At 59.7% G+C, this 23,477-nt stretch carries 26 protein-coding genes; 17 read left to right on the forward strand and 9 right to left on the reverse strand.

Features of this window, described 5'->3' with window-relative positions:
- Nucleotides 1–6: 6 nt before the first annotated feature.
- Together hemL and thiD are read right to left on the reverse strand one after the other, a co-directional pair.
- A complete protein-coding gene (hemL, locus tag ACHEXK_RS02095; protein WP_416547610.1) occupies nucleotides 7–1,302 on the reverse strand; it encodes a glutamate-1-semialdehyde 2,1-aminomutase in 1,296 nt (431 codons plus the stop codon).
- A 17-nt stretch (nucleotides 1,303–1,319) separates the two neighbouring features.
- The gene (gene thiD / locus ACHEXK_RS02100) at nucleotides 1,320–2,264 is read right to left on the reverse strand and encodes a bifunctional hydroxymethylpyrimidine kinase/phosphomethylpyrimidine kinase (RefSeq protein ID WP_416547612.1); all 945 of its coding nucleotides are present in this window, start codon (nucleotides 2,262–2,264) and stop codon (nucleotides 1,320–1,322) included.
- Between the two features lie 104 nt (nucleotides 2,265–2,368).
- Between thiD and ACHEXK_RS02105 the strand changes: the two genes are divergently transcribed.
- On the forward strand, nucleotides 2,369–2,539 hold the full coding sequence (locus tag ACHEXK_RS02105) for a rubredoxin (protein ID WP_019427587.1): 171 nt from the start codon (nucleotides 2,369–2,371) through the stop codon (nucleotides 2,537–2,539).
- Here the strand turns inward: ACHEXK_RS02105 and ACHEXK_RS02110 are convergent, their stop codons facing one another.
- A complete protein-coding gene (locus ACHEXK_RS02110; protein WP_416547615.1) occupies nucleotides 2,540–4,015 on the reverse strand; it encodes a cryptochrome/photolyase family protein in 1,476 nt (491 codons plus the stop codon).
- Nucleotides 4,016–4,109: 94 nt separating this feature from the next.
- On the opposite strand from ACHEXK_RS02110, the gene ACHEXK_RS02115 reads away from it, so the two are divergent.
- The 6 genes from ACHEXK_RS02115 to ACHEXK_RS02140 are packed head-to-tail and all read left to right on the forward strand — an operon-like array spanning nucleotide 4,110 to nucleotide 8,764.
- Complete coding sequence (locus tag ACHEXK_RS02115) at nucleotides 4,110–4,709, forward strand: YqgE/AlgH family protein (RefSeq protein WP_416547617.1); 600 nt, start codon at nucleotides 4,110–4,112, stop codon at nucleotides 4,707–4,709.
- Nucleotides 4,706–5,122 carry a Holliday junction resolvase RuvX gene (gene ruvX / locus ACHEXK_RS02120; protein WP_416547619.1) on the forward strand — a complete coding sequence of 139 codons (417 nt, stop codon included), beginning with the start codon at nucleotides 4,706–4,708 and terminating at the stop codon, nucleotides 5,120–5,122. The genes ACHEXK_RS02115 and ruvX overlap by 4 nt, the downstream gene beginning before the upstream one ends.
- The gene (gene pyrR / locus ACHEXK_RS02125) at nucleotides 5,119–5,628 is read left to right on the forward strand and encodes a bifunctional pyr operon transcriptional regulator/uracil phosphoribosyltransferase PyrR (RefSeq protein ID WP_416547621.1); all 510 of its coding nucleotides are present in this window, start codon (nucleotides 5,119–5,121) and stop codon (nucleotides 5,626–5,628) included. Before ruvX ends, pyrR begins: the two co-directional genes overlap by 4 nt.
- A 33-nt stretch (nucleotides 5,629–5,661) precedes the next feature.
- A complete protein-coding gene (locus ACHEXK_RS02130) occupies nucleotides 5,662–6,627 on the forward strand; it encodes an aspartate carbamoyltransferase catalytic subunit (protein ID WP_416547623.1) in 966 nt (321 codons plus the stop codon).
- A gap of 13 nt (nucleotides 6,628–6,640) precedes the next feature.
- Entirely contained in the window at nucleotides 6,641–7,942 is a 1,302-nt protein-coding gene (locus tag ACHEXK_RS02135; protein WP_416547625.1) for a dihydroorotase, read from the forward strand.
- A gap of 48 nt (nucleotides 7,943–7,990) precedes the next feature.
- The gene (locus tag ACHEXK_RS02140; RefSeq protein WP_416547627.1) at nucleotides 7,991–8,764 is read left to right on the forward strand and encodes a lysophospholipid acyltransferase family protein; all 774 of its coding nucleotides are present in this window, start codon (nucleotides 7,991–7,993) and stop codon (nucleotides 8,762–8,764) included.
- Here ACHEXK_RS02140 and ACHEXK_RS02145 read toward each other — a convergent pair.
- Both ACHEXK_RS02145 and ACHEXK_RS02150 read right to left on the reverse strand, forming a co-directional pair.
- Complete coding sequence (locus ACHEXK_RS02145) at nucleotides 8,761–9,162, reverse strand: surface-adhesin E family protein (protein ID WP_416547629.1); 402 nt, start codon at nucleotides 9,160–9,162, stop codon at nucleotides 8,761–8,763. The genes ACHEXK_RS02140 and ACHEXK_RS02145 overlap by 4 nt on opposite strands.
- 60 nt (nucleotides 9,163–9,222) lie before the next feature.
- Nucleotides 9,223–10,206 carry a polyprenyl synthetase family protein gene (locus ACHEXK_RS02150; protein ID WP_416547631.1) on the reverse strand — a complete coding sequence of 328 codons (984 nt, stop codon included), beginning with the start codon at nucleotides 10,204–10,206 and terminating at the stop codon, nucleotides 9,223–9,225.
- A 213-nt stretch (nucleotides 10,207–10,419) separates the two neighbouring features.
- Between ACHEXK_RS02150 and rplU the strand changes: the two genes are divergently transcribed.
- The 4 genes from rplU (at nucleotide 10,420) to proB (ending at nucleotide 13,427) form a co-directional block, all read left to right on the forward strand.
- Nucleotides 10,420–10,731 carry a 50S ribosomal protein L21 gene (rplU, locus tag ACHEXK_RS02155; protein WP_019426390.1) on the forward strand — a complete coding sequence of 104 codons (312 nt, stop codon included), beginning with the start codon at nucleotides 10,420–10,422 and terminating at the stop codon, nucleotides 10,729–10,731.
- Nucleotides 10,732–10,743: 12 nt separating this feature from the next.
- Complete coding sequence (gene rpmA / locus ACHEXK_RS02160; RefSeq protein WP_019426391.1) at nucleotides 10,744–11,004, forward strand: 50S ribosomal protein L27; 261 nt, start codon at nucleotides 10,744–10,746, stop codon at nucleotides 11,002–11,004.
- 104 nt (nucleotides 11,005–11,108) lie between these two features.
- Nucleotides 11,109–12,227 (forward strand): Obg family GTPase CgtA, encoded by a 1,119-nt coding sequence (gene cgtA, locus ACHEXK_RS02165; protein ID WP_416547634.1) that lies wholly within the window; start codon nucleotides 11,109–11,111, stop codon nucleotides 12,225–12,227.
- Nucleotides 12,228–12,290: 63 nt separating this feature from the next.
- Nucleotides 12,291–13,427, forward strand: a complete 1,137-nt coding sequence (proB, locus tag ACHEXK_RS02170; protein ID WP_416547636.1) for a glutamate 5-kinase — start codon at nucleotides 12,291–12,293, stop codon at nucleotides 13,425–13,427.
- Between the two features lie 33 nt (nucleotides 13,428–13,460).
- Here proB and ACHEXK_RS02175 read toward each other — a convergent pair whose 3' ends face one another.
- Nucleotides 13,461–14,078, reverse strand: a complete 618-nt coding sequence (locus ACHEXK_RS02175; protein WP_416547638.1) for an RNA pyrophosphohydrolase — start codon at nucleotides 14,076–14,078, stop codon at nucleotides 13,461–13,463.
- 100 nt (nucleotides 14,079–14,178) lie between these two features.
- Between ACHEXK_RS02175 and ACHEXK_RS02180 the strand changes: the two genes are divergently transcribed.
- Nucleotides 14,179–15,924 carry a proline--tRNA ligase gene (locus tag ACHEXK_RS02180; protein WP_416547640.1) on the forward strand — a complete coding sequence of 582 codons (1,746 nt, stop codon included), beginning with the start codon at nucleotides 14,179–14,181 and terminating at the stop codon, nucleotides 15,922–15,924.
- 6 nt (nucleotides 15,925–15,930) lie between these two features.
- Here the strand turns inward: ACHEXK_RS02180 and ACHEXK_RS02185 are convergent, their stop codons facing one another.
- A complete protein-coding gene (locus tag ACHEXK_RS02185) occupies nucleotides 15,931–16,365 on the reverse strand; it encodes a DUF1841 family protein (RefSeq protein ID WP_416548819.1) in 435 nt (144 codons plus the stop codon).
- A gap of 323 nt (nucleotides 16,366–16,688) precedes the next feature.
- Here ACHEXK_RS02185 and pcaF point away from each other — a divergent pair, with 323 nt between their 5' ends.
- On the forward strand, nucleotides 16,689–17,891 hold the full coding sequence (gene pcaF / locus ACHEXK_RS02190) for a 3-oxoadipyl-CoA thiolase (protein ID WP_416547642.1): 1,203 nt from the start codon (nucleotides 16,689–16,691) through the stop codon (nucleotides 17,889–17,891).
- Between the two features lie 15 nt (nucleotides 17,892–17,906).
- Here pcaF and ACHEXK_RS02195 read toward each other — a convergent pair whose 3' ends face one another.
- The gene (locus ACHEXK_RS02195) at nucleotides 17,907–18,305 is read right to left on the reverse strand and encodes a hypothetical protein (protein WP_416547644.1); all 399 of its coding nucleotides are present in this window, start codon (nucleotides 18,303–18,305) and stop codon (nucleotides 17,907–17,909) included.
- Nucleotides 18,302–19,699: an acyclic terpene utilization AtuA family protein gene (locus tag ACHEXK_RS02200; RefSeq protein WP_416547646.1), complete on the reverse strand. Its 1,398-nt coding sequence runs from the start codon at nucleotides 19,697–19,699 to the stop codon at nucleotides 18,302–18,304. Before ACHEXK_RS02200 ends, ACHEXK_RS02195 begins: the two co-directional genes overlap by 4 nt.
- Before the next feature lie 171 nt (nucleotides 19,700–19,870).
- On the opposite strand from ACHEXK_RS02200, the gene ACHEXK_RS02205 reads away from it, so the two are divergent.
- Genes ACHEXK_RS02205 through ACHEXK_RS02220 form a run of 4 tightly spaced genes read left to right on the forward strand, consistent with a single transcriptional unit; the run spans nucleotide 19,871 to nucleotide 23,477 of the window.
- Nucleotides 19,871–20,746 carry a branched-chain amino acid ABC transporter permease gene (locus ACHEXK_RS02205; protein ID WP_416547648.1) on the forward strand — a complete coding sequence of 292 codons (876 nt, stop codon included), beginning with the start codon at nucleotides 19,871–19,873 and terminating at the stop codon, nucleotides 20,744–20,746.
- 9 nt (nucleotides 20,747–20,755) lie between these two features.
- The gene (locus tag ACHEXK_RS02210) at nucleotides 20,756–21,832 is read left to right on the forward strand and encodes a branched-chain amino acid ABC transporter permease (protein WP_416547650.1); all 1,077 of its coding nucleotides are present in this window, start codon (nucleotides 20,756–20,758) and stop codon (nucleotides 21,830–21,832) included.
- Nucleotides 21,829–22,662 (forward strand): ABC transporter ATP-binding protein, encoded by an 834-nt coding sequence (locus tag ACHEXK_RS02215; RefSeq protein WP_416547652.1) that lies wholly within the window; start codon nucleotides 21,829–21,831, stop codon nucleotides 22,660–22,662. The genes ACHEXK_RS02210 and ACHEXK_RS02215 overlap by 4 nt, the downstream gene beginning before the upstream one ends.
- A complete protein-coding gene (locus ACHEXK_RS02220; protein ID WP_416547654.1) occupies nucleotides 22,659–23,477 on the forward strand; it encodes an ABC transporter ATP-binding protein in 819 nt (272 codons plus the stop codon). The genes ACHEXK_RS02215 and ACHEXK_RS02220 overlap by 4 nt, the downstream gene beginning before the upstream one ends.

Consider the following 23,477-nt stretch of genomic DNA (forward strand, 5'->3'; position numbering starts at 1 on the left):
CCCGCCTCAGAGTGTCTTGAACACGTCGCCAGCCACGCGCACGGTTTCGGCGATGTCGGCCTCGGTGTGGGCCGCGCTCACAAAGCCAGCTTCGTACAAAGCGGGCGCGATGTAGACCCCGCCGTCGAGCAGACCATGGAAGAGCCGGTTGAACTTGGGACTGTCGCTGGTCATGACCTTGGCGTAGTTTTGGGGCAGCTCGGGCAGCAAGAAAAAGCCAAACATGCCCCCTTGGCAATCGCCCACAAAGGGGACGCCGGCCGCTGCGGCTGCCCCGGTGAGGCCGTCGACCAAGCTTTGGGTGCGTGCGCTCAAGGCATCCCAGAAACCAGGTTTGGCGATCTCGCGCAAGGTCGTCAGACCGCAAGCGGTGGCCACGGGGTTGCCACTCAGGGTGCCGGCTTGGTAGACCGGGCCGGTAGGGGCCAACTGGCGCATGATTTCGCGCGGCCCGCCAAAAGCCGCCAGCGGCATGCCGCCGCCAATCACTTTGCCCAACACCGTCATGTCGGGCTTGAAGCCAGGAATGGCTTTCGCGTAAACGCTTTGCGCGCTGCCCAAGGCCACGCGGAAACCGGACATCACCTCGTCAAACACCAGCAGCGCGCCATATTCGGTGCACAGCTCCCGGCAGCGCTTCATGAAGGGCACGCTGGCGCGCACAAAGTTCATGTTGCCCGCGATCGGCTCGATCATCACGCAGGCCAATTCTTGGCCGTGCAGCGCAAAAGCCTCTTCGAGTTGTGCGATGTTGTTGTATTCGAGCACCAGGGTGTCGCGCACCACTTCCGGTGGGACACCCGCACTGGTCGGGTTGCCAAAGGTGGCCAAGCCCGAACCGGCTTTGACCAGCAGGGCATCGGCATGACCGTGGTAGCAACCTTCAAATTTGATGAACTTGCTGCGGCCGGTGGCGCCACGCGCCAGGCGCAGTGCGCTCATGCCCGCTTCGGTGCCCGAGCTGACCAGGCGCACCATTTCCATGGAGGGGACGTGTTTCAAGATTTCTTCGGCCAACTCGATTTCACGCTCGGTGGGGGCGCCGAATGAGAACCCATCCAGGGCCGCTTTTTGAACCGCTTCGAGGACTGCGGGGTGGCCGTGTCCCAGGATCATGGGGCCCCATGAGCCGATGTAATCGATGTATTTTTGGCCGTTCGCATCCCAAAAGTAAGCGCCCTGAGCGCGCTGCACAAAGCGGGGCGTGCCGCCCACAGCCCGAAAAGCGCGGACAGGCGAATTCACGCCACCAGGAATCACTTGGGCGGCGCGGTCAAAAAGAGCTTGGTTGCGATCGGTCATGGAAGGTGTCTCTGGGTTTAGTGTTTGGTTTCGCTGAAAGGCATTTCAAAATAATCGGGACCTGGCAGATTCTCGGCACCCTCTTCGGCGCCGGTGTCTTCGCCTTCGGGCAATGCCCAAAACAGCCGGTCTGGAATGACTTGGCCCATTCCGGGTCGAAAACCTTCGTCCAGACAGCGATCGAGGTAGTGGAGCGCTTCGCTGCTGGCTTCAGGCAAGTCCATGCCCGTGGCCAGCAAGGCGGACAGTGCGGCGGTCAGGGTGTCCCCAGCGCCGGCAAAAACCGCTTCAATGCGTTCGAATTTCTCATGCACCAGCACCGTCTCGGGCGATGCCAGCGCGTTGTCGATGTGTTGATCAGGCAAGGGCAGGCCGGTGACCAAGGTGTAGGGAACTCCCAGCTCGGACGCGGCTTTGGCAATGTCGCGGGGACCGGGGTTGCGCTCGCCAGTCCATTCGGGCAACAACCAGCGGCGCAGCGTGCTGTGGTGACCCACGAGGACACTGGTTTGTGGCAGCAACAATTCACGAAAAGCATCCAGATAGGCGTCGATCTTGTCCTCTTCCCACCAAGACAAGTTGGGCATGTAGGCGACCACCGGGACGCCGTCGTAATCGTCGGCCAGCGCCGCAATGGTGGCCAGGCTTTCGGGTGTGCCGACAAAGCCGACTTTGATGACCTGCACCGGCACATCTTCAGCCACAGCTCGGGCTTGGTCGTGCACGGCTTCTTCGTCGAGGGGGAAAAAATCGGTGATGCCGCTGGTATCACGGACATAACTGCCCGTACAGACGGGCATGCAATGCGCCCCCACAGAGGCCATGGCGGTGGCGTCACAGCTCAGACCACCCGCGCCACTGGGGTCATTGGCGTTGAAAGACAACACACAGGCCAGGCCTTCGGACCCCTCGGCATCAACTTCATCGGTATCGGGCGCAGTGTCGGAGTGTTGGGCGGTCATGGCAGGCAGGTTGAAGAGGGGTTTCAGTCGGTCTTCAGCTGGGCGTTCGGTGGTGCCCGATACAATCAAATCATTCTATTCGACTCTCTGATTGCGAAACTGTGATGGAACACAAAACCTGGATGTGCTTGATTTGCGGCTGGATCTACGATGAAGCCGAGGGCGACCCTGAGCACGGCATTGCCCCCGGCACCAAGTGGGAGGACGTGCCCATGAACTGGACTTGCCCCGAGTGCGCAGCGCGCAAAGAAGATTTTGAGATGGTGGCGATCTGATCAGTCTGTGTTCTTTTTGACCACGGCGTAGCGGGCCAGCGTTTTTTCGCGGGCCTGCGCGTGATCAACCACTGGCGCCGGGTAGGTTTTTCCAATGACCACCCCTGCGGCTGTCAATGCCAAGGGCTTGGCCAGCCATGGAGCGTGCAGGTCTGGGGTGGGCAAGGCGGCCAATTCGGGCAGGTAACGCCGGATGAACTTGCCTTCGGGGTCAAATTTTTCGCTTTGGCTGATCGGGTTGAAGATCCGAAAATAGGGCTGTGCATCGCATCCGCTGGAGCTGGCCCACTGCCAGCCCCCATTGTTGGCCGACAAATCGAAGTCGTTCAGGTGCGTGGCAAAGTACTTTTCACCCCAGCGCCAGTCGATCCCTAAATCCTTGACCAAAAAGCTCGCCACCACCATGCGCAGCCGGTTGTGCATGTAGCCTGTTTGGTTGAGCTGGCGCATCGCCGCATCCACCAGGGGGTAGCCGGTGCGCGCGTCGCACCAGGCATCAAACAATTTGTGCGCGTGCGGGCCGCGTTCCCATTGGATGGCGTCGTAATCGGGTTTGAAGCTTTTGCCTTGTCCGACGTGCGCAAAGTTGTGCAACACCTGCACATAAAAATCACGCCAGATCAGCTCTGACAGCCACACACTGGCCCCCAAGCTGCCTGCCAGCATGCGAGGGTGCGCCTCGCGGGCCAATTGGCGAATCGACACGGTGCCAAAGCGCAAATGCACACTCAAATAGCTCGGCCCCTTGACGGCAGGAAAGTTGCGGGTGTCTTCGTAGTGGTCAATGCGTGTCAAAAAGTCTTGCAGCAAAGCTTGTGCGCCTGACTCGCCCGTGGGGATTTTCAGCGCCTTCAGGTTGGTGGGCTCAAACCCCAACGCTGCCAAATCGATCATGGGCTGAGCCAAGTCATCCGGTCGGGGGGCCAGGCGTTGCGCGAATGGGGACACCTCGAAAGGTTCTAAGTCACTGGGCGTGATTTTTTTCAGCCAGGCGTTTTTGTAGGGCGTGAACACGCTGAAGGGCTTGGCCATCTGGGTCAGCACTTCGTTGCGTTCAAAGATCACATGGTCTTTGAAGGTGTGCAGCACGATCCCGTGGTCGGCCAGGTGACCGCGCACTTGAATATCACGCGCCAGTGCATGGGGTTCGTCATCGTGGTTGGCAAACACAGCCTGCGCTTGAAGGTGGTGTGCCAATTTGACGATTTTGTCCTTGGCCACGCCGTGGCGCACAATCAGACCGGCTTGTGGGTGTCCTGCCAGCTCGCGCAATCGTTGGTCCAGCTCGAGCAGCGATTCCCGAATGAACTCGACCCGGCGATCGGCCCGTGGCAACGCGTCCAGGATTTCGGTGTCAAAAACAAATGCCACATGCACCCGCTGACAGTGTTGCAGGGCATGAAACAGGGCTGCATGGTCGCTTGCTCGCAAATCGCGTCGCAGCCAAACCAGGCCACAAGAAAAAGAGGGTGCCATGGCAGCGGGGGTTCCGTGGGTATCGTTGACCCGTCTGGGTGGTGGGGATCTGGCGCCGGGTGATGGCCTCAAGCCAGACCGTTAAAATCGGCGCATGACAGATTGTGCCTCCATCGACCTCAAGCATCATTTTCTGATCGCCATGCCCGGGTTGGAAGATGAGCCATTCGCCCGCAGTGTCATTTACATGTGTGAACACAGTGAACGTGGCGCCATGGGTTTGATCATCAACAAACCCGCGGACATCAGCATGCGGCTTTTGTTTGACAAAGTGGATTTGCCCTTGCGCCGGGAAGACCTGGTGCACAACCCTGTGGCGCATGGCGGTCCTTTGCAGACTGAGCGCGGGTTTGTTCTGCACGATCCGATCTGCATGGACAAGCCCCCGTTAGCCGGTGGCTCGGTTTATGCCTCCACCCTCGTTGTGCCCGGAGGGTTGGAGATGACCACTTCACGCGATGTGTTGGAAGCGCTGTCTTCAGGTGTTGGGCCACGTCGGGTCCTGATCACTTTGGGATACGCTTCATGGGGAGAGGGTCAGCTCGAATCCGAGCTCGGAGAGAACTCTTGGCTCACCGTACCCGCTTGTGCCGATGTGGTTTTTGAAGTTCCCATGGCGCAGCGCTACGAGCGTGCACTTGATTTGCTGGGTCTCAAAAGCTGGATGCTTTCACCCGATGCGGGGCACGCATGAGCGCTGCTGCAGACCACCTTGTCCCCGCGCATCAGCAAACCTTTTTGGCGTTTGACTACGGTCTCAAGCGCACCGGCGTGGCGGTAGGCAACCGATGGATGAAAAGCGCCACACCGCAGGGCACGATTGCAGCCGAAGGCGACGCGCGGTTTGAGCACATCGCCAAACGCATCAAGGAGTGGCAACCCGACGCCCTGGTGATAGGCGTGCCCACGCACCCGGATGGTGGTGAGCACGAAAACACCTTGCGCGCCCGCAAATTTGGTCGCCAACTGCGTGGCCGTTTTGGGCTTTCGGTCTACGAGGTGGATGAGCGTTACACCACCACCGAAGCCCATGCGCAAGGCGCCAAAGACGCCGATGCAGCCGCAGCCGCGATCATCTTGGAACAGTTTTTAAGGAATATCCCATGAGCGCTTTGGCCCTCAACGCGGAAGCGTTGTACCTGGAGTTGCTGCGCGGCGTGCGCAGCTTGTGCAAGGCTCAGACTCGGCTGGTCGGCATCACCTCAGGCGGGGCCTGGCTGGCCGAGCGTTTACAACGTGATTTGGGTCTCAGCGGTGAAGCCGGGCGAGTCTCGTCGGTCATGCACCGCGACGATTTTGCCCAGCGTGGCCTCTCCGCTGGGGGGCAGACGCATTTGCCTTTTGAAGTGGATGGGGCAGACATTTTGGTGTTGGACGACGTGCTCTATACCGGCCGCACCATCCGTGCTGTGCTCAACGAACTCTTCGACTACGGCCGGCCCGCCTGCGTTCAACTGGCCGTGTTGGTGGACCGCGGTGGTCGCCAATTGCCAGTCCAAGCCGACTACGCTGCTGCCCGAGTGAGTCTGCCCGAGTCGCAATCTCTGGCGCTGGCCCGCGACTCAGAGGGCCGTTTCAGTTTTGAAGTGGAGATCAAAGCCCCGCTTTCTTGAAAGCGCAGCCACAAGCCACGAGGCCAGAACCATATGCTTTACAAACGCAACAACCCCCAACTCAACAAGAACGGCGAGCTGATTCATCTGCTCTCCACCGAAGGCCTGTCCAAGGACATCCTGACCCACATCCTGGACACCGCGCAGGGCTTTGTCAGCGTCAACGACCGCGAGGTCAAGAAGGTGCCCCTTCTGCGTGGCAAGAGCGTGTTCAACCTGTTTTTTGAAAACAGCACGCGCACCCGAACCACCTTTGACATCGCGGCCACCCGCTTGTCGGCCGATGTCTACACGCTCGACATTGCGCGCTCGTCAGCCAGCAAGGGCGAGTCCTTGCTCGACACCATCGCCAACCTGAGCGCCATGGCCGCCGACATTTTTGTGGTGCGCCACAGCGAGTCGGGCGCGCCCTATCTGATCGCTCAGCACGTGGCGCCCCATGTGCACGTGGTCAATGCCGGTGATGGGCGTCACGCCCACCCCACCCAAGCGTTGTTGGACATGTACACCATCCGGCATTACAAAAAAGATTTTTCCAACCTCACCGTGGCCATCGTGGGCGACGTGCTGCACTCGCGTGTGGCGCGCTCGGACATCCATGCGCTCACCACCTTGGGCTGCGCCGAAGTGCGTGTGGTCGGTCCCAAAACGCTGGTGCCTGCCGACATGGCCCAGATGGGGGTGCGCGTGTTCAATAACCTGGAAGAAGGCATCAAGGGTTGTGACGTGGTCATCATGCTGCGTCTGCAAAATGAGCGCATGAGCGGGGCCTTGCTGCCCTCAAGCCAAGAGTACTTCGAGAGTTTTGGTCTCACCCCCGAGAAACTGCAATTGGCCCAACCCGACGCCATCGTCATGCACCCTGGCCCCATCAACCGCGGCGTTGAAATTGACTCTGCCGTGGTCGATGGCCAACAAAGCGTGATCCTGCCGCAAGTGACCTTCGGCATCGCGGTGCGCATGGCGGTGATGAGCATCGTGGCTGGCAATGAGGCCTGAGTGGAATAAGAACATGAACATCTTGATTCAAAACGGCCGTGTCATCGATCCCGCCAGTGGTCTCGACCAAATTGCCGATGTGGCGATCGCTGGGGGGCTCATTGTGGCTGTCGGGCCAGCACCTGCCGACTTCACATCCCATCGCGTGATCGACGCCCAGGGTTGCATCGTGGCCCCTGGCTTGGTGGATCTGGCGGCGCGTCTGCGTGAGCCCGGCCAAGAGCATGCCAGCATGCTCGAGAGCGAAATGGCCGCAGCCGTCGCTGGTGGCGTGACCAGTCTGGTGTGTCCCCCCGATACCGAGCCAGTGCTGGACGAGCCTGGTCTGGTCGAAATGTTGCGCTACCGGGCTGAAAAACTGCACCAAGCCCGTGTGCTGCCGCTGGGCGCGCTCACGGTGGGTCTCAAGGGCGATGTGCTGACCGAAATGGGCCAGCTCACCGCAGCCGGTTGCGTGGGCTTTAGCCAAGCCGAGGTGCCTATTCCCAGCACCCAGGTGTTGCAGCGCGCGTTGCAATATGCCAGCACTTTTGGATACGCCGTATGGTTGCGGCCGCAGGAGTTGCATTTGGGTAAAGGGGTGGCCGCCAGTGGCCCACTGGCCACGCGCATGGGGTTATCAGGGGTGTCGGTGGCCGCCGAGACCATCGCTTTGCACACCATTTTTGAACTGGTGCGCAGCACCCGGGCCCGCGTGCACCTGTGCCGCATCAGCAGCGCTCAAGGCGTAGAGCTGGTTCGCCAAGCCAAGGCAGAGGGCTTGCCCGTCACTGCCGACGTGAGCATCAATTCGTTGCACTTGACTGATACCGACATGGGCTACTTTGACAGCCGTGCCCGCCTGACGCCTGTGTTGCGCCAACAGCGCGACCGCGACGCGTTGCGTGCCGGTCTGGCCGATGGCACGCTCGACGCGCTGGTATCCGACCATACGCCAGTGGACGCCGATGCGAAAGCATTGCCTTTTGCCGAAGCCGAAGCTGGCGCCACGGGCCTGGAGTTGCTTTGGAGCCTGGCGCTCAAGTGGGGCCAAGACGCTGGCCTGCCCATCTCGCAAGTGCTCGCGCGCATCACGAGCGACCCAGCCCGCGTCTTGGGTGCGGCCTTGGGCCCATCCCACAGCTGGATGGGCCATTTGGTGGTGGGTGGCGCAGCCGATGTTTGCATCTTGTCGACCATGGACCATTGGCCTGTGACGGCAGCGACCTTGCGCAGCCAGGGCAAGAGCACACCATTTTCTGGCTATGAGCTGCCAGGTCGGGTGTTGGCTACGTTGGTGGGCGGTCGTGTGGCGTTCGAAGTTGGAGGTGTTTGAATCCATGGCATCGCGTGAATCGGGCCCGACATGCCAAGACTGAGGGACATGCAGAGCAGTTTGCGTGCCATTTGGAAATTTGGGCGCGGTCTTTGGCACGTCTTGGGGGGCATGTGGACGATTTATGTCCGTTTCCCTCAGCTCAGCACCGAGCAGCGAGAGATGCATGTGCAAGCTTGGGCCTTGCAATTTTTGGCGCTTTGGCAAATCCATTTGAAGGTGGTGGGCCAGCCCGTGCGCAGCGGCCCGGCACTGTTGGTGTCCAACCACATTTCTTGGTTGGACATCATGGTCATCCATGCAGCGCGGCATTGCCGCTTTGTGTCCAAGTCCGATATTCGGGACTGGCCGCTCGTTGGCATGTTGGCCACCGGGGCCGGAACGCTTTACATTGAACGCACCAATCGAAAGGACGCACTGCGCATGGTCAAAGTCATGGCCAATGCCATGCAAGAGGGCGATGTGGTGGCCATTTTTCCTGAAGGAACCACCAGTGATGGTCTGGACTTGCTGCCCTTTCATGCCAATTTGATCCAGTCAGCGATTCAGGCTCAAGCGCCAGTTCAACCCATGGCGCTTCAATTTGTTGACACCAACACCGGTGCCATCACCTTGGCACCGTGTTACATCGGCGAGGACACCTTGCTTGGCTCCATGTGGCGCACGCTCAAAGCGCCTGGCATCACGGCCGTGGTTCATTTTGGGGCGTTGCAGCAGGCCGATGGCCGTGATCGCCGAACATGGGCCCATGATTTGCGCGAAGACGTGATTCGCTTGCGCGACGCGTGCAATGCCCATGGGTCCAATGAGCGCAGCACCTAACAAATTCTGCGTGCAATCTTGTAGATGGGCGAGGTTGAATCAATGTTCAACCACTCGTGCAACATGCCTTGGCGGTAGACCGTTTGTCCTGTCATCATGGGTCCGGCGAAATACGTCATGTGCAGAACACGGGCCATTTTTTTCTTGCAATTGATTTGAACCTGAGTCTGTATGGAGAGGTATGACTTGCCATCTCCCGTGAGTTGTTGTTTTTTGTAATCCAGTGCGCCCCAGACCTTTTTGTACCCATCTTCTTCGGTGATGGATTGGGGATCGATGAAAAACACACCCTGGTCATTGAGCGCGATACGCTCCCACTTGGGGCCGGCATTCACGCCGAAGCCCACACAACAAAACAAGATCAAAAAAGCCAGTTCAAGGGGCTTGAAGCGTTTCATGGCATGCCAGGAACAAGGGACTGAGGCCAGATGCACACGTGGGGTTAGGCCCATGGCCCATCAGGTTCTGCGGTTGAGCAGTTGTGAGGCCAATACCACCATGCCTTGGCGGTAGGCATTGTCTGGCAGCAACAGGGCCGCATCCACCGCCCGTTGCGCCTCCGCCGCCGCAGCGTCCCGTGTGGCCTCTAAGGCCCCTGTCTCCCGGACAATGGTCACAATGTCCATCAAACGGTCCACACTGCCGGTTTCGATGGCCTCGCGCACAGTTTGCCTTTGGGCCTCATCGCCACGTTGCATGGCCAAAATCAAAGGCAGGGTGGCTTTGCCCTCGCGCAGGTCGTCACCCAGGTTTTTGCCCATTTCAGCGGCATTGCCATCGTAGTCCAGCACATCGTCGATGACCTGAAAAGCCGTGCCGAGGGCTTGGCCATAGTCCGCGCAAGCGGCCTCGATGTCCGCAGTGCTGCGGGCCAAAATGGCACCAAGACGTGCGCTGGCTTCAAACAATTTGGCGGTTTTGGAGCGAATGACACGCAAATAACCCTCTTCGTCGAGTGAGGCATCGTGCATGTTCATCAACTGGAGCACTTCACCCTCGGCAATCACATTGGTGGCGTCGGCCAGTGTTTGCATGACGGGCATGCTTTGCGCATCCACCATCATCTGAAAGGCGCGTGAATACAAAAAATCACCCACCAGCACGCTGGCCGGATTGCCGAAGTTCTCATTGGCTGTGGGCCTGCCGCGGCGCAAGGTGGATTCATCCACCACATCGTCGTGCAGCAAAGTGGCCGTGTGAATGAATTCGACAACCGCCGCCAGATTGTGGCGCTGCGCTCCAGCAAAGCCCAAAGCACCACAAGTCAGCAGCAAAAGCACGGGGCGAAGTCGTTTCCCACCGGCTGAAATGATGTACCGGGCCACATCACCCACCAGAGGCACGCCAGAGTGGAGCCGTTGGGCGATCACTCGGTCGACTTCGGCCATGTCGGGGGCCACCAATTCGAAAACGGCGGCGGTGCTGTGTTCAGAAGCAGACAAGTGCAATATCCGGCAGGTGACCCGGCGGAGCCGAGTCTGGAGGGGGCGTGGGTCAATGACCTTGAGATCTGACCCATTATAGAGATGGTGTTGGGCGCTGGGGTTAAAGGCGTTCCTTTGTGCGCCAGAATTTGCTGTATCAATTCGACCATGCTAGAATCTCGGGTTCCTTGGGGATTAGCCCTTGGAAACTTCCATTCAAAGAGGTCATTTATGTACGCGGTCATAAAAACCGGTGGCAAACAGTATCGTGTTGTCGCTGGCGAAAAAATTAAAGTAGAACAGATTGCTGCGGACGTTGGCCAGGAAATCGTGATTGATCAAGTTTTGGCCGTCGGTACCGGCGCTGAACTCAAGATCGGCACGCCCCTGGTGTCCGGCGCCACAGTCAAAGCCACAGTTTTGGCGCATGGCAAGCACGACAAAGTGCACATCTTCAAGATGCGCCGTCGCAAGCACTATCAGAAACGTCAGGGTCACCGCCAGCAGTTCACCGAATTGCAAATCGGCGCGATCTCTGCCTGAGGAGAATAGGTCATGGCACAGAAAAAAGGCGGCGGCTCTACGCGCAACGGTCGTGATTCCAAGCCAAAGATGCTGGGTGTCAAGGCTTTCGGTGGTGAACTGATCAGCGCTGGCTCGATCATTGTTCGTCAACGTGGCACCAAATTCCATGCAGGCAGCAATGTCGGCATCGGCAAAGACCACACTTTGTTTGCATTGGTTGACGGCCATGTGTCGTTTTCGACCAAGGGTGAACTGAGCAAGCACATGGTCAACGTGACACCGGCTGTTTAAGCCCGTCGCGCCCATGGCGAAGAGGAGCCCCGCAAGACGGGGCTCTTTGCTTTTCTGGCCCTGTTGTGCAGTGACGTGGGGCCCCAAGCTACACTGGAAATCTCATGAAGTTCGTTGACGAAGCCTATATTGACATCTCCGCGGGTGACGGCGGGAACGGCTGCGTCTCGTTCCGCCACGAAAAGTACAAAGAATTCGGGGGCCCCAATGGGGGCGATGGTGGTCGTGGCGGGCATGTGTTTGCCTATGCAGACATCAATCTGAACACCTTGGTTGACTACCGTTATTCAAGACGCCATGAGGCCAAGCGCGGTCAGCACGGCATGGGCTCGGACATGTTCGGTGCTGCAGGGGATGACGTGACCCTCAAAATGCCGGTGGGCACCATCATCAGCGATGCCGAAACGGGCGAAGTGCTTTATGAGTTGCTGGTGCCCGGTGAGACCATCATGATCGCCAAGGGCGGTGATGGCGGATTCGGCAACATGCGCTTCAAAAGTGCGATCAACCGGGCCCCGCGTCAGAAAACGCCGGGCTGGCTGGGTGAGAAAAAAGAGCTCAAGTTGGAGTTGAAGGTGTTGGCCGACGTGGGCTTGCTGGGCATGCCCAATGCCGGCAAATCCACCTTCATCGCGGCGGTTTCGAATGCCCGCCCCAAAATTGCCGATTACCCCTTCACCACATTGCACCCCAATCTGGGTGTGGTGCGTGTGGGCCCTGAGCAAAGCTTTGTCGTGGCCGATGTGCCTGGACTTATTGAAGGTGCCTCTGAAGGCGCAGGCCTGGGCCATTTGTTTTTGCGCCACTTGCAGCGCACCCGTTTGCTGCTGCATGTGGTCGACTTTGCGCCATTTGACGAGAACGTTGACCCGGTGCAGCAAGCCAAAGCCATTGTGGCTGAGTTGAAGAAATACGATCCGGGTTTGTACAACAAGCCGCGTTGGCTGGTGCTCAACAAGCTGGACATGGTGCCCGCCGACGAGCGCGAAGCCCGCGTCAAGGATTTCATCAAACGCATGCGCTACAAAGGGCCGGTCTTCCAAATTTCGGCCCTGACGCGTGAAGGCTGTGAGCCCTTGATCAAAGAGATCTACAAGCACATCCGTGCCCAACAGATCATTGAACAAGGCGTGGTGGACATTGACCCCCGCTTCCAGGAGCAGGACAAGCCGCAAGAACCCGATGCAGATGATCCACGCTTCAAGCCGATGTCTTCGGAGTGAGACTGAAGCCGATGTGAGGCGCGACCCTGTCGCCCGCTGTTTCAACGTACACGCCAACCTTTGATGACCACTTCACCCCTATCCACCCTGTTGCGTGATGCTCGCCGCATCGTTGTCAAAGTTGGCTCCAGCTTGGTGACCAATGAGGGCCGAGGCCTGGATGAACAGGCGATTGGAGAATGGTGCCGTCAGATGGCACTGCTCAGCGCACAAGGCAAAGAGGTGGTGATGGTGTCCAGTGGGGCGATTGCCGAAGGCATGAAGCGATTGGGCTGGACCACGCGGCCGAGTGAAGTGCCCGCCTTGCAAGCAGCGGCAGCGGTGGGCCAGATGGGTTTGGCTCAAATGTACGAAACCAAGTTGCGCGAAAACGGCATGGGCAGTGCCCAGGTCTTGCTCACGCATGCAGACTTGGCAGATCGAGAGCGTTACCTGAATGCCCGCTCGACCTTGCTGACCTTGCTGCAACACCGTGTGCTGCCCGTCATCAATGAAAACGACACGGTGGTCAATGACGAAATCAAGTTTGGTGACAATGACACTTTGGGTGCGCTGGTCGCCAATCTGATCGAAGCGGATCTGTTGGTCATTTTGACCGACCAAAAGGGTTTGTACACGGCTGACCCGCGCAAAGACCCCAGTGCCACCTTTGTGCACGAAGCCCGTGCGGGTGATGCGGCACTTGAAACCATGGCCGGTGGTGCCGGCTCCAGCCTTGGCAAGGGCGGCATGATCACCAAAATTTTGGCTGCCAAGCGGGCGGCGGGCTCTGGGGCCTCCACGGTGATCGCTTGGGGGCGCGAGCCCAATGCTTTGCTGCGACTGGCCGAAGGTGACAACATGGGCACGTTGTTGGTGGCCCAGACGGCCAAGCAACAGGCGCGCAAACAGTGGATGGCTGACCATTTGCAATTGCGTGGCTCTGTCACGGTCGATCAGGGGGCGGCGCACAAAGTGCTGACCGAAGGCAAAAGTCTGCTGCCCATTGGCATGACGGGTGTTGCGGGTGATTTTTCACGTGGCGATGTGATCGCCATCAAAGACGAACAGGGTTCTGAAATCGCTCGTGGCTTGGCCAACTACGCCAGTGCAGAAGCCCGACTGCTTTGTCGCAAGCCTTCTCACGACCACGAGGCTTTGCTGGGCTACACCGCCGAACCTGAAATGGTGCACCGGGACAACCTGATCCTCAGTCGTTGAGTCAATCAAGCCCGCTTATGCGGGCTTGTTGTTTTAGCCTTGCGGATTGGGGTCGAAACTGGCACCGGGCGGCAGCTCCATGTGCATTGGCGGCTGCATGTCCATGGCACCGTTTTCCTGTTCCACGCCCTCTCGAAGGCCACGGTTGGTGCCGCGTAAATAGCGGTTTTGCCGGTCTTGACGCGGTAAAAAGCGAGCCAATTCGGTCAGGGCCATTTCATAGACGCCGCGCTTGAACTCCACCACCACATCGAGCGGCACCCAATAATCATTCCAACGCCAAGCGTCAAATTCTGGGTGGTCTGTCGCGCGCAGGTTCAAATGATGGTCGTGCGTGACCATTTGCAGCAAGTACCAGATTTGTTTCTGGCCCTTGTAAAAGCCGCGAGCATCTCTGCGGATGAAGCGGTCTGGCACCTCATAGCGCAACCAGTCACGGGTTCGGGCCACGATGCGCACATGCTCTGGATGGAGCCCCACTTCTTCGTGCAGTTCTCGGAACATGGCCTGTTCGGGACTCTCACCCCGGTCAATGCCACCCTGCGGAAACTGCCAGCTGTGGGTGCGGATGCGTTTGCCCCAGAAAACCTGGTTTTTCTGGTTGAGCAGAATGATGCCGACGTTCGGCCTAAAGCCTTCACGGTCAAGCATAATCAACCTCAAATTTTTAAATTGTGTCCATTATGCACGGCGCATCACCGCTGGCACTTGGATGTTTCCCTGATGCCCTTGCCTGAGTTAGTTTGACGCGATGAAAGCCTCCCAGTTCCTCATTTCCACCCTCAAAGAAGCCCCTGCCGATGCCGAAGTGGTCAGCCACAAGCTGATGACCCGCGCCGGCATGATCAAAAAGCTGGGCGCAGGCATCTACAACTACATGCCCATGGGGCTGCGCGTGATCCGCAAGGTCGAGGCCATCGTGCGCGAAGAAATGGACCGAGCAGGCGCCATTGAGATGACCATGCCCGTGGTGCAGCCCGCCGAACTTTGGCAGGAGACGGGGCGCTTTGACAAGATGGGGCCTGAACTCTTGCGCATCAAAGATCGGCATGGCAGAGATTTTGTGATCCAGCCGACCAGCGAAGAGGTGGTGACCGATGTGGTGCGCCAAGAAGTGCGCAGCTACAAACAGCTGCCCAAAAACTTTTACCAGATCCAGACCAAGTTCCGCGATGAGCGCCGCCCCCGTTTTGGCCTGATGCGTGGGCGCGAATTCACCATGAAGGACGCTTACAGCTTTGACCGCGACGTGGTCAGCGCCAAAGCCAGCTACCAAGTGATGGCTGCCGCATACCGCCGCATTTTTGACCGTTTTGGCCTGACTTACCGCGCTGTGGCTGCCGACAGCGGTGCCATCGGGGGTGATTTGAGCGAAGAGTTCCAAGTGATCGCTGCCACCGGCGAAGACGCCATCGTGTACTGCCCCAGCAGCAATTACGCCGCCAACATGGAAAAGGCCGAGGCGCTGGCCACCAGCCAGGCCCGTGGAGCGGCCACGCAAGTCTTGAGCAAAACGGCGACGCCCGGCAAGAGCACCTGCGAGGACGTCGCTGCCTTGCTGAATGTGCCCCTGTCCACCACAGTCAAGTCGCTGGTGCTGGCCACCGACACCCTGAACGAGCAGGGCGAGATTGTGCAGTCACACGTGTGGCTTTTGCTGCTGCGCGGCGACCACGACATGAACGAAGTCAAGGTTGGCAAGCTGCCCGGCATGGAAGGCGGCTTCCGTTTCGCCACCGTGGCAGAAATCGAAGACCACTTCGGTTGCAAGCCGGGCTACCTCGGTCCCCTGAATCTGAAGAAACCCGTGCATTTGGTGGCCGATCGCGACGTGGCCGTGATGGCCGATTGGATCTGTGGTGCCAATGAGCCAGACGTCCACATCACAGGGGTCAACTGGGGCCGTGACCTGCCCGAGCCCGCTTTGGTGGCTGATATTCGCAATGTGGTCGCGGGTGACAAGTCGCCCGATGGCCAAGGCGAGTTGGCGATTGAGCGCGGCATCGAAGTGGGCCACGTTTTCTATTTGGGCACCAAGTACTCCAAGGCCATGAACGCCACTTTCCTGGACGAAACCGGCAAGCCGCAGTTTCTGGAAATGGGCTGCTACGGCATTGGCATCACGCGCTTGCCAGCGGCAGCGATCGAGCAAAACCACGACGAGCGCGGCATCATCTGGCCCGATGCCATTGCCCCTTTCACCGCCGTTGTCTGCCCCATTGGGATGGACCGCAGTGAAGCGGTCAAGGCCGAGGCCGAACGCATCTACGCCGCCTTGCTGGCCGAAGGGGTGGATGTGATCTTGGACGACCGGGGCGAGCGCCCAGGGGCCATGTTTGCCGACTGGGAACTGATCGGTGTGCCGCACCGGATCACCATCGGGGACAAGGGCCTGAAAGACGGTCAGGTGGAATACCAGCACCGACGCGATGCGCAAGCGACCAAAGTGTCTGTGGCCGACATCCTGGCGCACGTCCAAAGCCGCATGGCGGCCTGATCTGCTTCAGTCTTTGGTGGCGTGCCGTTGCACGCAAGCGATGTAAGCCTCGCCATCGGGCATGCGACCCGAGCGCTGGCTTTCGTGCACCATGCGCCCCAAGCATTCCATGGCTTGGTGGTGCGCGTCGTGCAGTGAATTGAGTCGGTGGGTGAGCAACTCCACCGCTTGCCGAATGCCCCGGGGTTGGTCAATGCTGCACTGTTCGCTGATGGACAGGTGCATGGACAGGTGCAAAAACGGGTTCTCGCGGTTCGGGTCGGCTTGGTGCATGCTGGTCAGTGCCGCATCCACATTGGCCAGTTCGGCGTGGTATTCCGGGTGCTCGTCGATCCACTGACTCACCAGCATTTCCATGGGTTCAAGGGTCGCCGTTGTGCGGGCTTTGGCGTAAACGCCGCAAAAAAAGCGCCGGACATCGGCTTGTGAGGGTTGGATCAGCATGGGTGAGATTGTCCTTGATGTCGGACTTCTTGCCTTGGGGAGGGGTGAGATGGGGTCAGGGGCCGGGGTTCAGAGGCGCTTCGCTTTGCCGCATCACCCCGGCCCCTGACCCCATCTCACCTGCGTGGGCGCTGCCAATCGCAAACCATCAACCGAGCAAGGGGCATGTGGGGCGCTGTTCGAGCGATGTGGCAAAGCGAAGCGCCTCTGAGCGCGGACAGCGCCCCACATGCCCCTTGCGGGCTCACACCCGTAATGAATTCAGTCAAGCCCAAAACAAGCAATAAAATGCATGCAACTTTAATCAGGAGTCAACAAGCATGAACCAAGCCTACATTTGCGACGCGATCCGTACCCCCTTTGGCCGTTACGGCGGTGCTTTGAGCAGCGTGCGCACGGACGACCTGGGCGCTGTGCCCCTGCGCGCCCTGATGGCGCGCAACCCCAATGTGGACTGGGCTGCTGTGACCGATGTGCTGTACGGCTGCGCCAACCAGGCTGGTGAAGACAACCGCAACGTGGCCCACATGGCCAGCTTGCTGGCCGGACTGCCGATCGACGTACCCGGTGCCACCATCAACCGCCTGTGCGGCTCGGGACTGGACGCCATTGGCACCGCAGCACGCGCCATCAAGGCGGGCGAAGCCGGTCTGATGATTGCGGGGGGTGTGGAAAGCATGAGCCGCGCCCCGTTTGTCATGCCCAAGGCCGAAACGGCTTTCAGCCGCAACAACGCGGTCTACGACACCACCATTGGCTGGCGCTTCGTCAACAAACTGATGAAAGCGCAATACGGCGTGGACTCCATGCCCGAGACGGCCGAAAACGTGGCCACCGACTACAAGATCGAGCGCGAAGCGCAAGACTTGATGGCCTACAACAGCCAGCTGCGTGCGGTGGCCGCCATCCAGGCCGGTCACCTGGCCCGTGAAATTGTGGGCGTGAGCATCCCCCAGAAAAAGGGCGATGCGATCGTGGTGGACACCGACGAGCACCCGCGTGAAACCAGCCTTGAAGCACTGGCCAAGCTCAAAGGCGTGGTACGCCCTGACGGCACTGTGACCGCGGGCAACGCTTCTGGGGTCAACGACGGTGCGTGTGCCTTGCTGCTGGCCGACGAAGCCAGCGCGGCCAAAAACGGCTTGACCCCCAAGGCCCGTATCGTGGGCATGGCGACTGCGGGCGTGGCTCCTCGCGTCATGGGCATGGGCCCCGCGCCTGCCACGCTCAAGGTGTTGGCCCAAACTGGCCTGACGATGGACCACATGGACGTGATCGAACTGAACGAAGCCTTTGCTGCGCAAGGTTTGGCCGTGCTGCGCATGTTGGGCCTGAGAGACGACGATGCCCGCGTGAACGCCTGGGGCGGCGCGATTGCCCTGGGTCACCCACTGGGTGCATCCGGTGCCCGTTTGGCCACCACGGCCATCAACCGCTTGCAACAAACCGCTGGACGCTACGCCCTGTGCACCATGTGCATTGGCGTGGGTCAAGGCATCGCACTGGTCATTGAGCGCGTTTGAGGTTCCAAGCCCGGATCAGTTCCGGGAAGACATCTCCGGCCACCAGCCCCTTCGGGGGCTTTTTTTTGCCTGCTCGAGATCTTCGGCAGTGACGTCGATTTCGAGGCGCAAGAGCGCTGCACCCATGGCTTTGCCCAAGTTATCGAGGCGCAAGTTGCGTGCGCCGCCGCCTTGCAAAGCGCCATGCAGCACGAATTTCAGGGCCAGAATGTTGGGCAAAGTCCATGCCTGCACTGGGCCTGGTAGCCAAGGCGCAAAGTGCGCTTGCACTTTGGCCGCTGTGACTTCGCGTTCCAAGAGGCGATAGCCCGCTTCGTTCCAGGCGAACAGGCCAAAGTCCACCCAGTCGGCTTTGTCGCCGCTGCGGGCGTGGGCGATGTGGGCCAAGGGGATTTTCAAAAGGGTTGTGGTCATGCGGCGGGCTCCAACATCTCAACACGGGCCTGAACACGGTGGCGCGGGATCAAGGTGGGCCAAATTCCCAGCAAGGCGCTCGAGGCGTTCAAGCCTTGAAAGCCGCAGGTGTAGGCCGGGCCACTCAAAGCCATCCAGGGGAACAGTCGGCCAAAGCCATCGGCCACCGCTTTGGCGCGGGTGCGCAAGACCATGCGCACCCAGATCTCGGCGCGTTCGTTCAACTCGGCCGCAGGCGGCAAGGGGGCCAGTGGGCCGTGCGCCGAGTTCAGCCCGGGGTATTCCACCAACAGCTCGTCAAACGGGATTTGGCGCGCTTTCAGTTGGCTGCGGATCATGCTTTCTGCCGCCTGCACCTTGTCCCACGCATCGGGCCAGGAAAAGCCCCAGCTGACCTCGGCCTTGAAACCGTCCTCAAAACCGGCCACCACCTTGAGTTGATCGGTGGGCGCACGGCCTTGTGCGCCGGTCAAGCGAACGCGATGCTGACCCTCTTCGTGCAACTGGATCTGACCCATGTCGAGCACCACATCGGGCGAGAAATACGCATGCGGGTTGTGCACCTCGTACAACAATTGCTGGCGCACGGTGTCGAAGTTGACCAAGCCGCCAGTGCCCGGGGCTTTGGTGATGAAGGCTGTGCCGTCCGGCCAGACCTCGGCAATCGGGTAGCCGATGTGCGCCAAGTCAGGGATGTTTTTCCAGCTGCCTTGGCTGCCAAAGTTGCCGCCGCTGCCCTGGCCCGAGCATTCGAGCAGGTGCCCCACCGTCAGGCCCTGTGCCAGTCGGTAGAAGTCTTCGGGGGTAGCCGCATCGGCGAGTTTCCAGCCCAGTGCGTGCACCAGCGGGCCCAGAAACAGCGCGGCATCGGCCACGCGTCCGGTGATCACGATGTCGGCACCAAGGTCCAGCGCCTCCACGATGGGCTGTGCGCCCAAATAGGCGTTGCCAAACACCAGCCGGTCGCGCACGCTGGCCACGTCGGCGCCACTCATCATGTGGTCAAAGCGTTCGCCGGGTGCTTTCAGCTGGGTCAACACATCGTCGCCACTCACCACCGCAATGCGCGGGTGCCAGCCTGCGGCGGCCAAGGCTTTTTGCACCGCTTGCGCTGCGCCCATGGGGTTCAGACCCCCTGCATTGCAAACAAAGCGCACGCCTCGTGGCTGCATCAAAGGCCACAAGCGTAAAAGCATCGGCACCACATCACGGGCATAACCCAAAGAGGGGTCGCGCTGGCGGTCTTTTTGCAGGATGGCCAGCGTCAATTCAGCCAGGTGGTCACTGGCGATGAATTGCACTTGGCCGCGCTCGATGCTGGCGACCACGGGTTCCCAATTGTCTCCGTAGAACCCGAGACCGGATCCGATGCGCAGGGGGATGGCGTTTGTCATGGCTTGATATTGAGGCCAGGTGGATGGCGCTGGATGGGGGACAACCCCTAGGGAAAGTCTCGTGTAAGACATGCACAATCGCACGGTCGTTCGCAAATGCTTCGTGCCCTGCTGAATCAGGGCTCGGGCAAGTCCGCGAACTCGGCTAGAAAGAACCAAAAGGAGACAGGCGTGCAATTGCTGCAACTGCTGATCAGCGGTGTGGCCCAGGGCTGTATTTACGGACTCATCGCCTTGGGTTTCGTGCTGATTTACAAGGCCACCGAAACGGTGAGCTTTGCCCAGGGCGACTTGATGATGGTGGGGGCCTTTTCGGGCCTGGCTGCCATGACGCTGCTGGGGTTTCCGTTTTGGATTGCGGTGCCCGCAGCCATCGTGGCCATGGGTATTTTTGGCGTTTTGCTGGAACGTTTGGTCATCCGCCCCATCCTCGGGCAACCGGCTTTCTCCATCGTCATGCTGACCATTGGTGTGGGCTATGTGCTGCGTGGCCTGATCACCATGATTCCTGATGTGGGCACCGACACCCACACCATGCCTGTGCCCTATGCAGGAGAAGTGTTGCGTCTGGGGGGTTTGGTGATCGCTGCCGAGCAAATGGTGGTGATTGCTGCGACCGGCATCTTGTGCCTGGGACTGTTTGCCATGTTCAAGTACAGCAAGCTGGGCATCGCCATGCAGGCGGCCTCGCAAAACCAACTGGCTGCTTATTACATGGGCATTCCGGTTAAGCGCATCAACGGTCTGGTCTGGGGTCTGGCGGCCGGTGTGGCGGCAGTGGCCGGTCTGCTTTTGGCGCCCATCACCTTTGTGCACGCCAACATGGGCTTCATTGGCCTCAAAGCCTTCCCCGCTGCGGTGGTGGGCGGCTTTGGCAGCTTGCCCGGTGCCATCGTGGGCGGCTTGGTGATTGGCATCGTCGAGTCGCTCTCGGGCTTTTATCTGCCCGAAGGCTTCAAGGACATCGCGCCCTACATCGTGGTGTTGCTCATGCTGGTGCTCAAGCCCAATGGCTTGTTCGGCGAGCAACTGCGCAAGAAAGTCTGAGGCCCCGGCATGCGTTTCATCTTCAAAACCGAATACAACCAGGACATCGCCCTGGCCAAACACGGCGGCCACGTGTTTTGGTACAGCTTGCTCGCCATCTTTTTGGTGGTGGCTCCTTGGGCCGTGCCCGAATACTGGCTGGCGCAGCTGACCTTTGTGCTGATCTACGCAGTCGTGGGCTTGGGCCTGATGCTGCTGGCGGGCTTCACGGGTCTGTTTTCTTTGGGCCACGCCGCTTTCTTGGGCGTGGGGGCTTACACCCAGGCCGTCATGGTCAATGCCGGGGTACCGTTTCCGCTGGCACTGGCTTGCGCTGGTGTTTTTTCTGCCATCGCAGGGGTGATCGTGGGCTTGCCTGCGCTGCGCGTCAAAGGCATTTACCTGGGCATGGCCACCCTGGCTTTTGGTTTCATCGTGGAAGAGGGCATGGCCCGCTGGGAAAGCGTCACCGGCGGCAACGCGGGCCTGATGGTCACTTACCCCAAGTTGGGCGGCTGGACACTGGACAGTACCGAAGAGTTTTACTTCCTCTGTCTGCTGGTGACGGTGGGCGCCACGCTGGCCATCGTCAACCTGCTGCGCTCCTCCACTGGACGCGCTTTTGTGGCCATTCGCGACTCTGAAATTTCGGCACAAAGCATGGGCATCCACTTGGCGCGTTACAAGACCTTGTCTTTCGCCTTGTCGGCTGCCTTGGCCGGTATTGGCGGCGCTTTGTACGCACACAAGATTCAGTTCCTCTCACCTGAGCAGTTCAGCATCATCCAGTCGATTGACTTGCTCTTGATGGTGGTGATTGGTGGCTTGGGCTCGATCCACGGTGCGTTTTTGGGCGCGATTTTCCTGATCGTCATGCCCCAACTGATTGCGCTGGGCAAGGACTTTTTGCCAGCCGCCATTGGGGGTGCCGCCGGCCTGCAGGGCACGGTCTACGGCATGGTGCTGATCGCTTTTGTGCTGTTTGAGCCCATGGGTCTGTATGGCCGCTGGCTCAAGGTGCGCACCTGGTTCCAGCTGTTCCCGTTTTACCGCCGTGGCCTGTTCAAGCGCCAGAAATCGTTCCAGAAGTCGGACCGCCTGAAATGAACGCAGACATTCTTTTATCCGCGCAAGACCTGAGCGTGCGCTTTGGCGGTGTGCTGGCCGTGAACAAGGTCAGCTTTGACGTCAAGCGTGGCGAGGTCTTCACCCTGATCGGCCCCAACGGCGCGGGCAAGACCACCGTCTTCAACCTGATCAGCCGCATCTACACCCCCACCACGGGCGTGATCGACTACGCCGGGCCACAAGGCATGCTGCGTCTGACCGACCAGCAGCCGCACCAGATTGCAGGCTTGGGCATTGCCCGCACGTTTCAGAACATTGAATTGTTCGAGCACGCCACCGTGTTGCAAAACCTGCTGATTGGCCGCCACACCCACCGCAAGACGGGCGTTTGGAGCGAGATGTTCTTCAGCCGTAAAACCCGCGCGGCCGAGATCGAGGCGCGTGAAAAGGTCGAAGAGGTCATCGATTTTCTGGACCTGCAACACCACCGCGATTCGATGGTGGCTGGTCTGCCTTACGGCGTGCGCAAAGTGGTTGAGCTGGCGCGGGCCTTGTGCACCGAGCCCAAATTGCTGCTGCTCGACGAGCCTTCGTCGGGCCTGAACGTCGAAGAAACCGAAGACATGGCTTTCTGGATTTCGGACATCAAGAACGAGCTGGGCATCACCGTGCTCATGGTCGAGCACGACATGAGCTTGGTCTCCAAAGTGTCGGACCGTGTGCTGGCCATGAGCCAGGGCGAAGAACTCGCCACCGGCACGCCCAGCCAGGTGCAAAGCGACCCGGGCGTGATCGAGGCCTATTTGGGCTCGGTCGACGATGTCTCCAGCCTGCGCCGCGAAAACCACGTGCCCGGAGGTGCCGCATGAGCGCAGTCAACCCCATTCTGAATGCGGCCGCTGAGCCCGTTGCTGACAACGTGATGCTCAAGCTGCTCAACGTCGAGAGCGCCTATGGCCCGATCAAGGCGATCCGTGGCGTGAGTTTGCAGGTGCGCCAAGGCGAGATCGCCACGGTGCTCGGCTCCAACGGCGCGGGCAAGACCACCATCCTCAAAACCATCAGCGGCATCATCGATCCGCGCAAGGGCTCGATCGAATTCAAAGGCCAGAACATCACCGCACAAGACCCGGCGATCATTGTGCAAAGTGGCCTGATGCATGTGCCCGAAGGACGTGAGGTGTTTCCGCTGCTGTCGATTCGCGACAACCTGCTCATGGGCGCCTTCACCCGCAAGGACCGCGATGGCGTGGCCCGCGACATGGAGGCCGTGTTCAATTATTTTCCCATCCTGCGTGAGCGGGCTGCGCAAGACGCGGGCTTGCTCTCGGGTGGGCAGCAGCAGATGCTGGCCATCAGCCGCGCCCTCATGGCCAACCCTGATTTGATCTTGTTGGACGAGCCCAGCCTGGGCCTGTCGCCCAAGCTGACCAAAGAGATTTTTGAAATTGTGGTGCGCATCAACCGCGAACGCGGCACCACCATCTTGCTGGTGGAGCAAAACGCCAACATGGCGCTGAATGCTTCGGACTATGGGTATGTGCTGGAAAACGGCCGCATCGTCATGGAAGACAGCTGTGCCCGTTTGCGTGAAAAGGACGACATCAAGGAGTTCTACTTGGGCATGAAGGAAGAGGGCGTGCGAGCCGACCGCCGCTGGAAAAAGAAGAAAACCTGGAGATAA

The organism is Limnohabitans sp. DCL3, from assembly GCF_048019295.1.
In the GTDB taxonomy this organism is placed as follows: domain Bacteria; phylum Pseudomonadota; class Gammaproteobacteria; order Burkholderiales; family Burkholderiaceae_C; genus Limnohabitans_A.

Excerpts from the sequence above, each read along its gene's own strand:
- ACHEXK_RS02175 (WP_416547638.1), bottom strand. The coding sequence starts at position 14,078 with ATGCTTGACCGTGAAGGCTTTAGGCCGAACGTCGGCATCATTCTGCTC.
- ACHEXK_RS02115 (WP_416547617.1), top strand. The coding sequence starts at position 4,110 with ATGACAGATTGTGCCTCCATCGACCTCAAGCATCATTTTCTGATCGCC.
- ACHEXK_RS02130 (WP_416547623.1), top strand. The coding sequence starts at position 5,662 with ATGCTTTACAAACGCAACAACCCCCAACTCAACAAGAACGGCGAGCTG.
- proB (WP_416547636.1), top strand. The coding sequence starts at position 12,291 with ATGACCACTTCACCCCTATCCACCCTGTTGCGTGATGCTCGCCGCATC.
- ACHEXK_RS02145 (WP_416547629.1), bottom strand. The coding sequence starts at position 9,162 with ATGAAACGCTTCAAGCCCCTTGAACTGGCTTTTTTGATCTTGTTTTGT.
- rpmA (WP_019426391.1), top strand. The coding sequence starts at position 10,744 with ATGGCACAGAAAAAAGGCGGCGGCTCTACGCGCAACGGTCGTGATTCC.
- rplU (WP_019426390.1), top strand. The coding sequence starts at position 10,420 with ATGTACGCGGTCATAAAAACCGGTGGCAAACAGTATCGTGTTGTCGCT.
- ruvX (WP_416547619.1), top strand. The coding sequence starts at position 4,706 with ATGAGCGCTGCTGCAGACCACCTTGTCCCCGCGCATCAGCAAACCTTT.
- pyrR (WP_416547621.1), top strand. The coding sequence starts at position 5,119 with ATGAGCGCTTTGGCCCTCAACGCGGAAGCGTTGTACCTGGAGTTGCTG.
- ACHEXK_RS02105 (WP_019427587.1), top strand. The coding sequence starts at position 2,369 with ATGGAACACAAAACCTGGATGTGCTTGATTTGCGGCTGGATCTACGAT.
- pcaF (WP_416547642.1), top strand. The coding sequence starts at position 16,689 with ATGAACCAAGCCTACATTTGCGACGCGATCCGTACCCCCTTTGGCCGT.
- ACHEXK_RS02135 (WP_416547625.1), top strand. The coding sequence starts at position 6,641 with ATGAACATCTTGATTCAAAACGGCCGTGTCATCGATCCCGCCAGTGGT.
- hemL (WP_416547610.1), bottom strand. The coding sequence starts at position 1,302 with ATGACCGATCGCAACCAAGCTCTTTTTGACCGCGCCGCCCAAGTGATT.
- ACHEXK_RS02200 (WP_416547646.1), bottom strand. The coding sequence starts at position 19,699 with ATGACAAACGCCATCCCCCTGCGCATCGGATCCGGTCTCGGGTTCTAC.
- cgtA (WP_416547634.1), top strand. The coding sequence starts at position 11,109 with ATGAAGTTCGTTGACGAAGCCTATATTGACATCTCCGCGGGTGACGGC.
- ACHEXK_RS02110 (WP_416547615.1), bottom strand. The coding sequence starts at position 4,015 with ATGGCACCCTCTTTTTCTTGTGGCCTGGTTTGGCTGCGACGCGATTTG.
- ACHEXK_RS02180 (WP_416547640.1), top strand. The coding sequence starts at position 14,179 with ATGAAAGCCTCCCAGTTCCTCATTTCCACCCTCAAAGAAGCCCCTGCC.
- thiD (WP_416547612.1), bottom strand. The coding sequence starts at position 2,264 with ATGACCGCCCAACACTCCGACACTGCGCCCGATACCGATGAAGTTGAT.
- ACHEXK_RS02220 (WP_416547654.1), top strand. The coding sequence starts at position 22,659 with ATGAGCGCAGTCAACCCCATTCTGAATGCGGCCGCTGAGCCCGTTGCT.
- ACHEXK_RS02195 (WP_416547644.1), bottom strand. The coding sequence starts at position 18,305 with ATGACCACAACCCTTTTGAAAATCCCCTTGGCCCACATCGCCCACGCC.
- ACHEXK_RS02210 (WP_416547650.1), top strand. The coding sequence starts at position 20,756 with ATGCGTTTCATCTTCAAAACCGAATACAACCAGGACATCGCCCTGGCC.
- ACHEXK_RS02215 (WP_416547652.1), top strand. The coding sequence starts at position 21,829 with ATGAACGCAGACATTCTTTTATCCGCGCAAGACCTGAGCGTGCGCTTT.
- ACHEXK_RS02140 (WP_416547627.1), top strand. The coding sequence starts at position 7,991 with ATGCAGAGCAGTTTGCGTGCCATTTGGAAATTTGGGCGCGGTCTTTGG.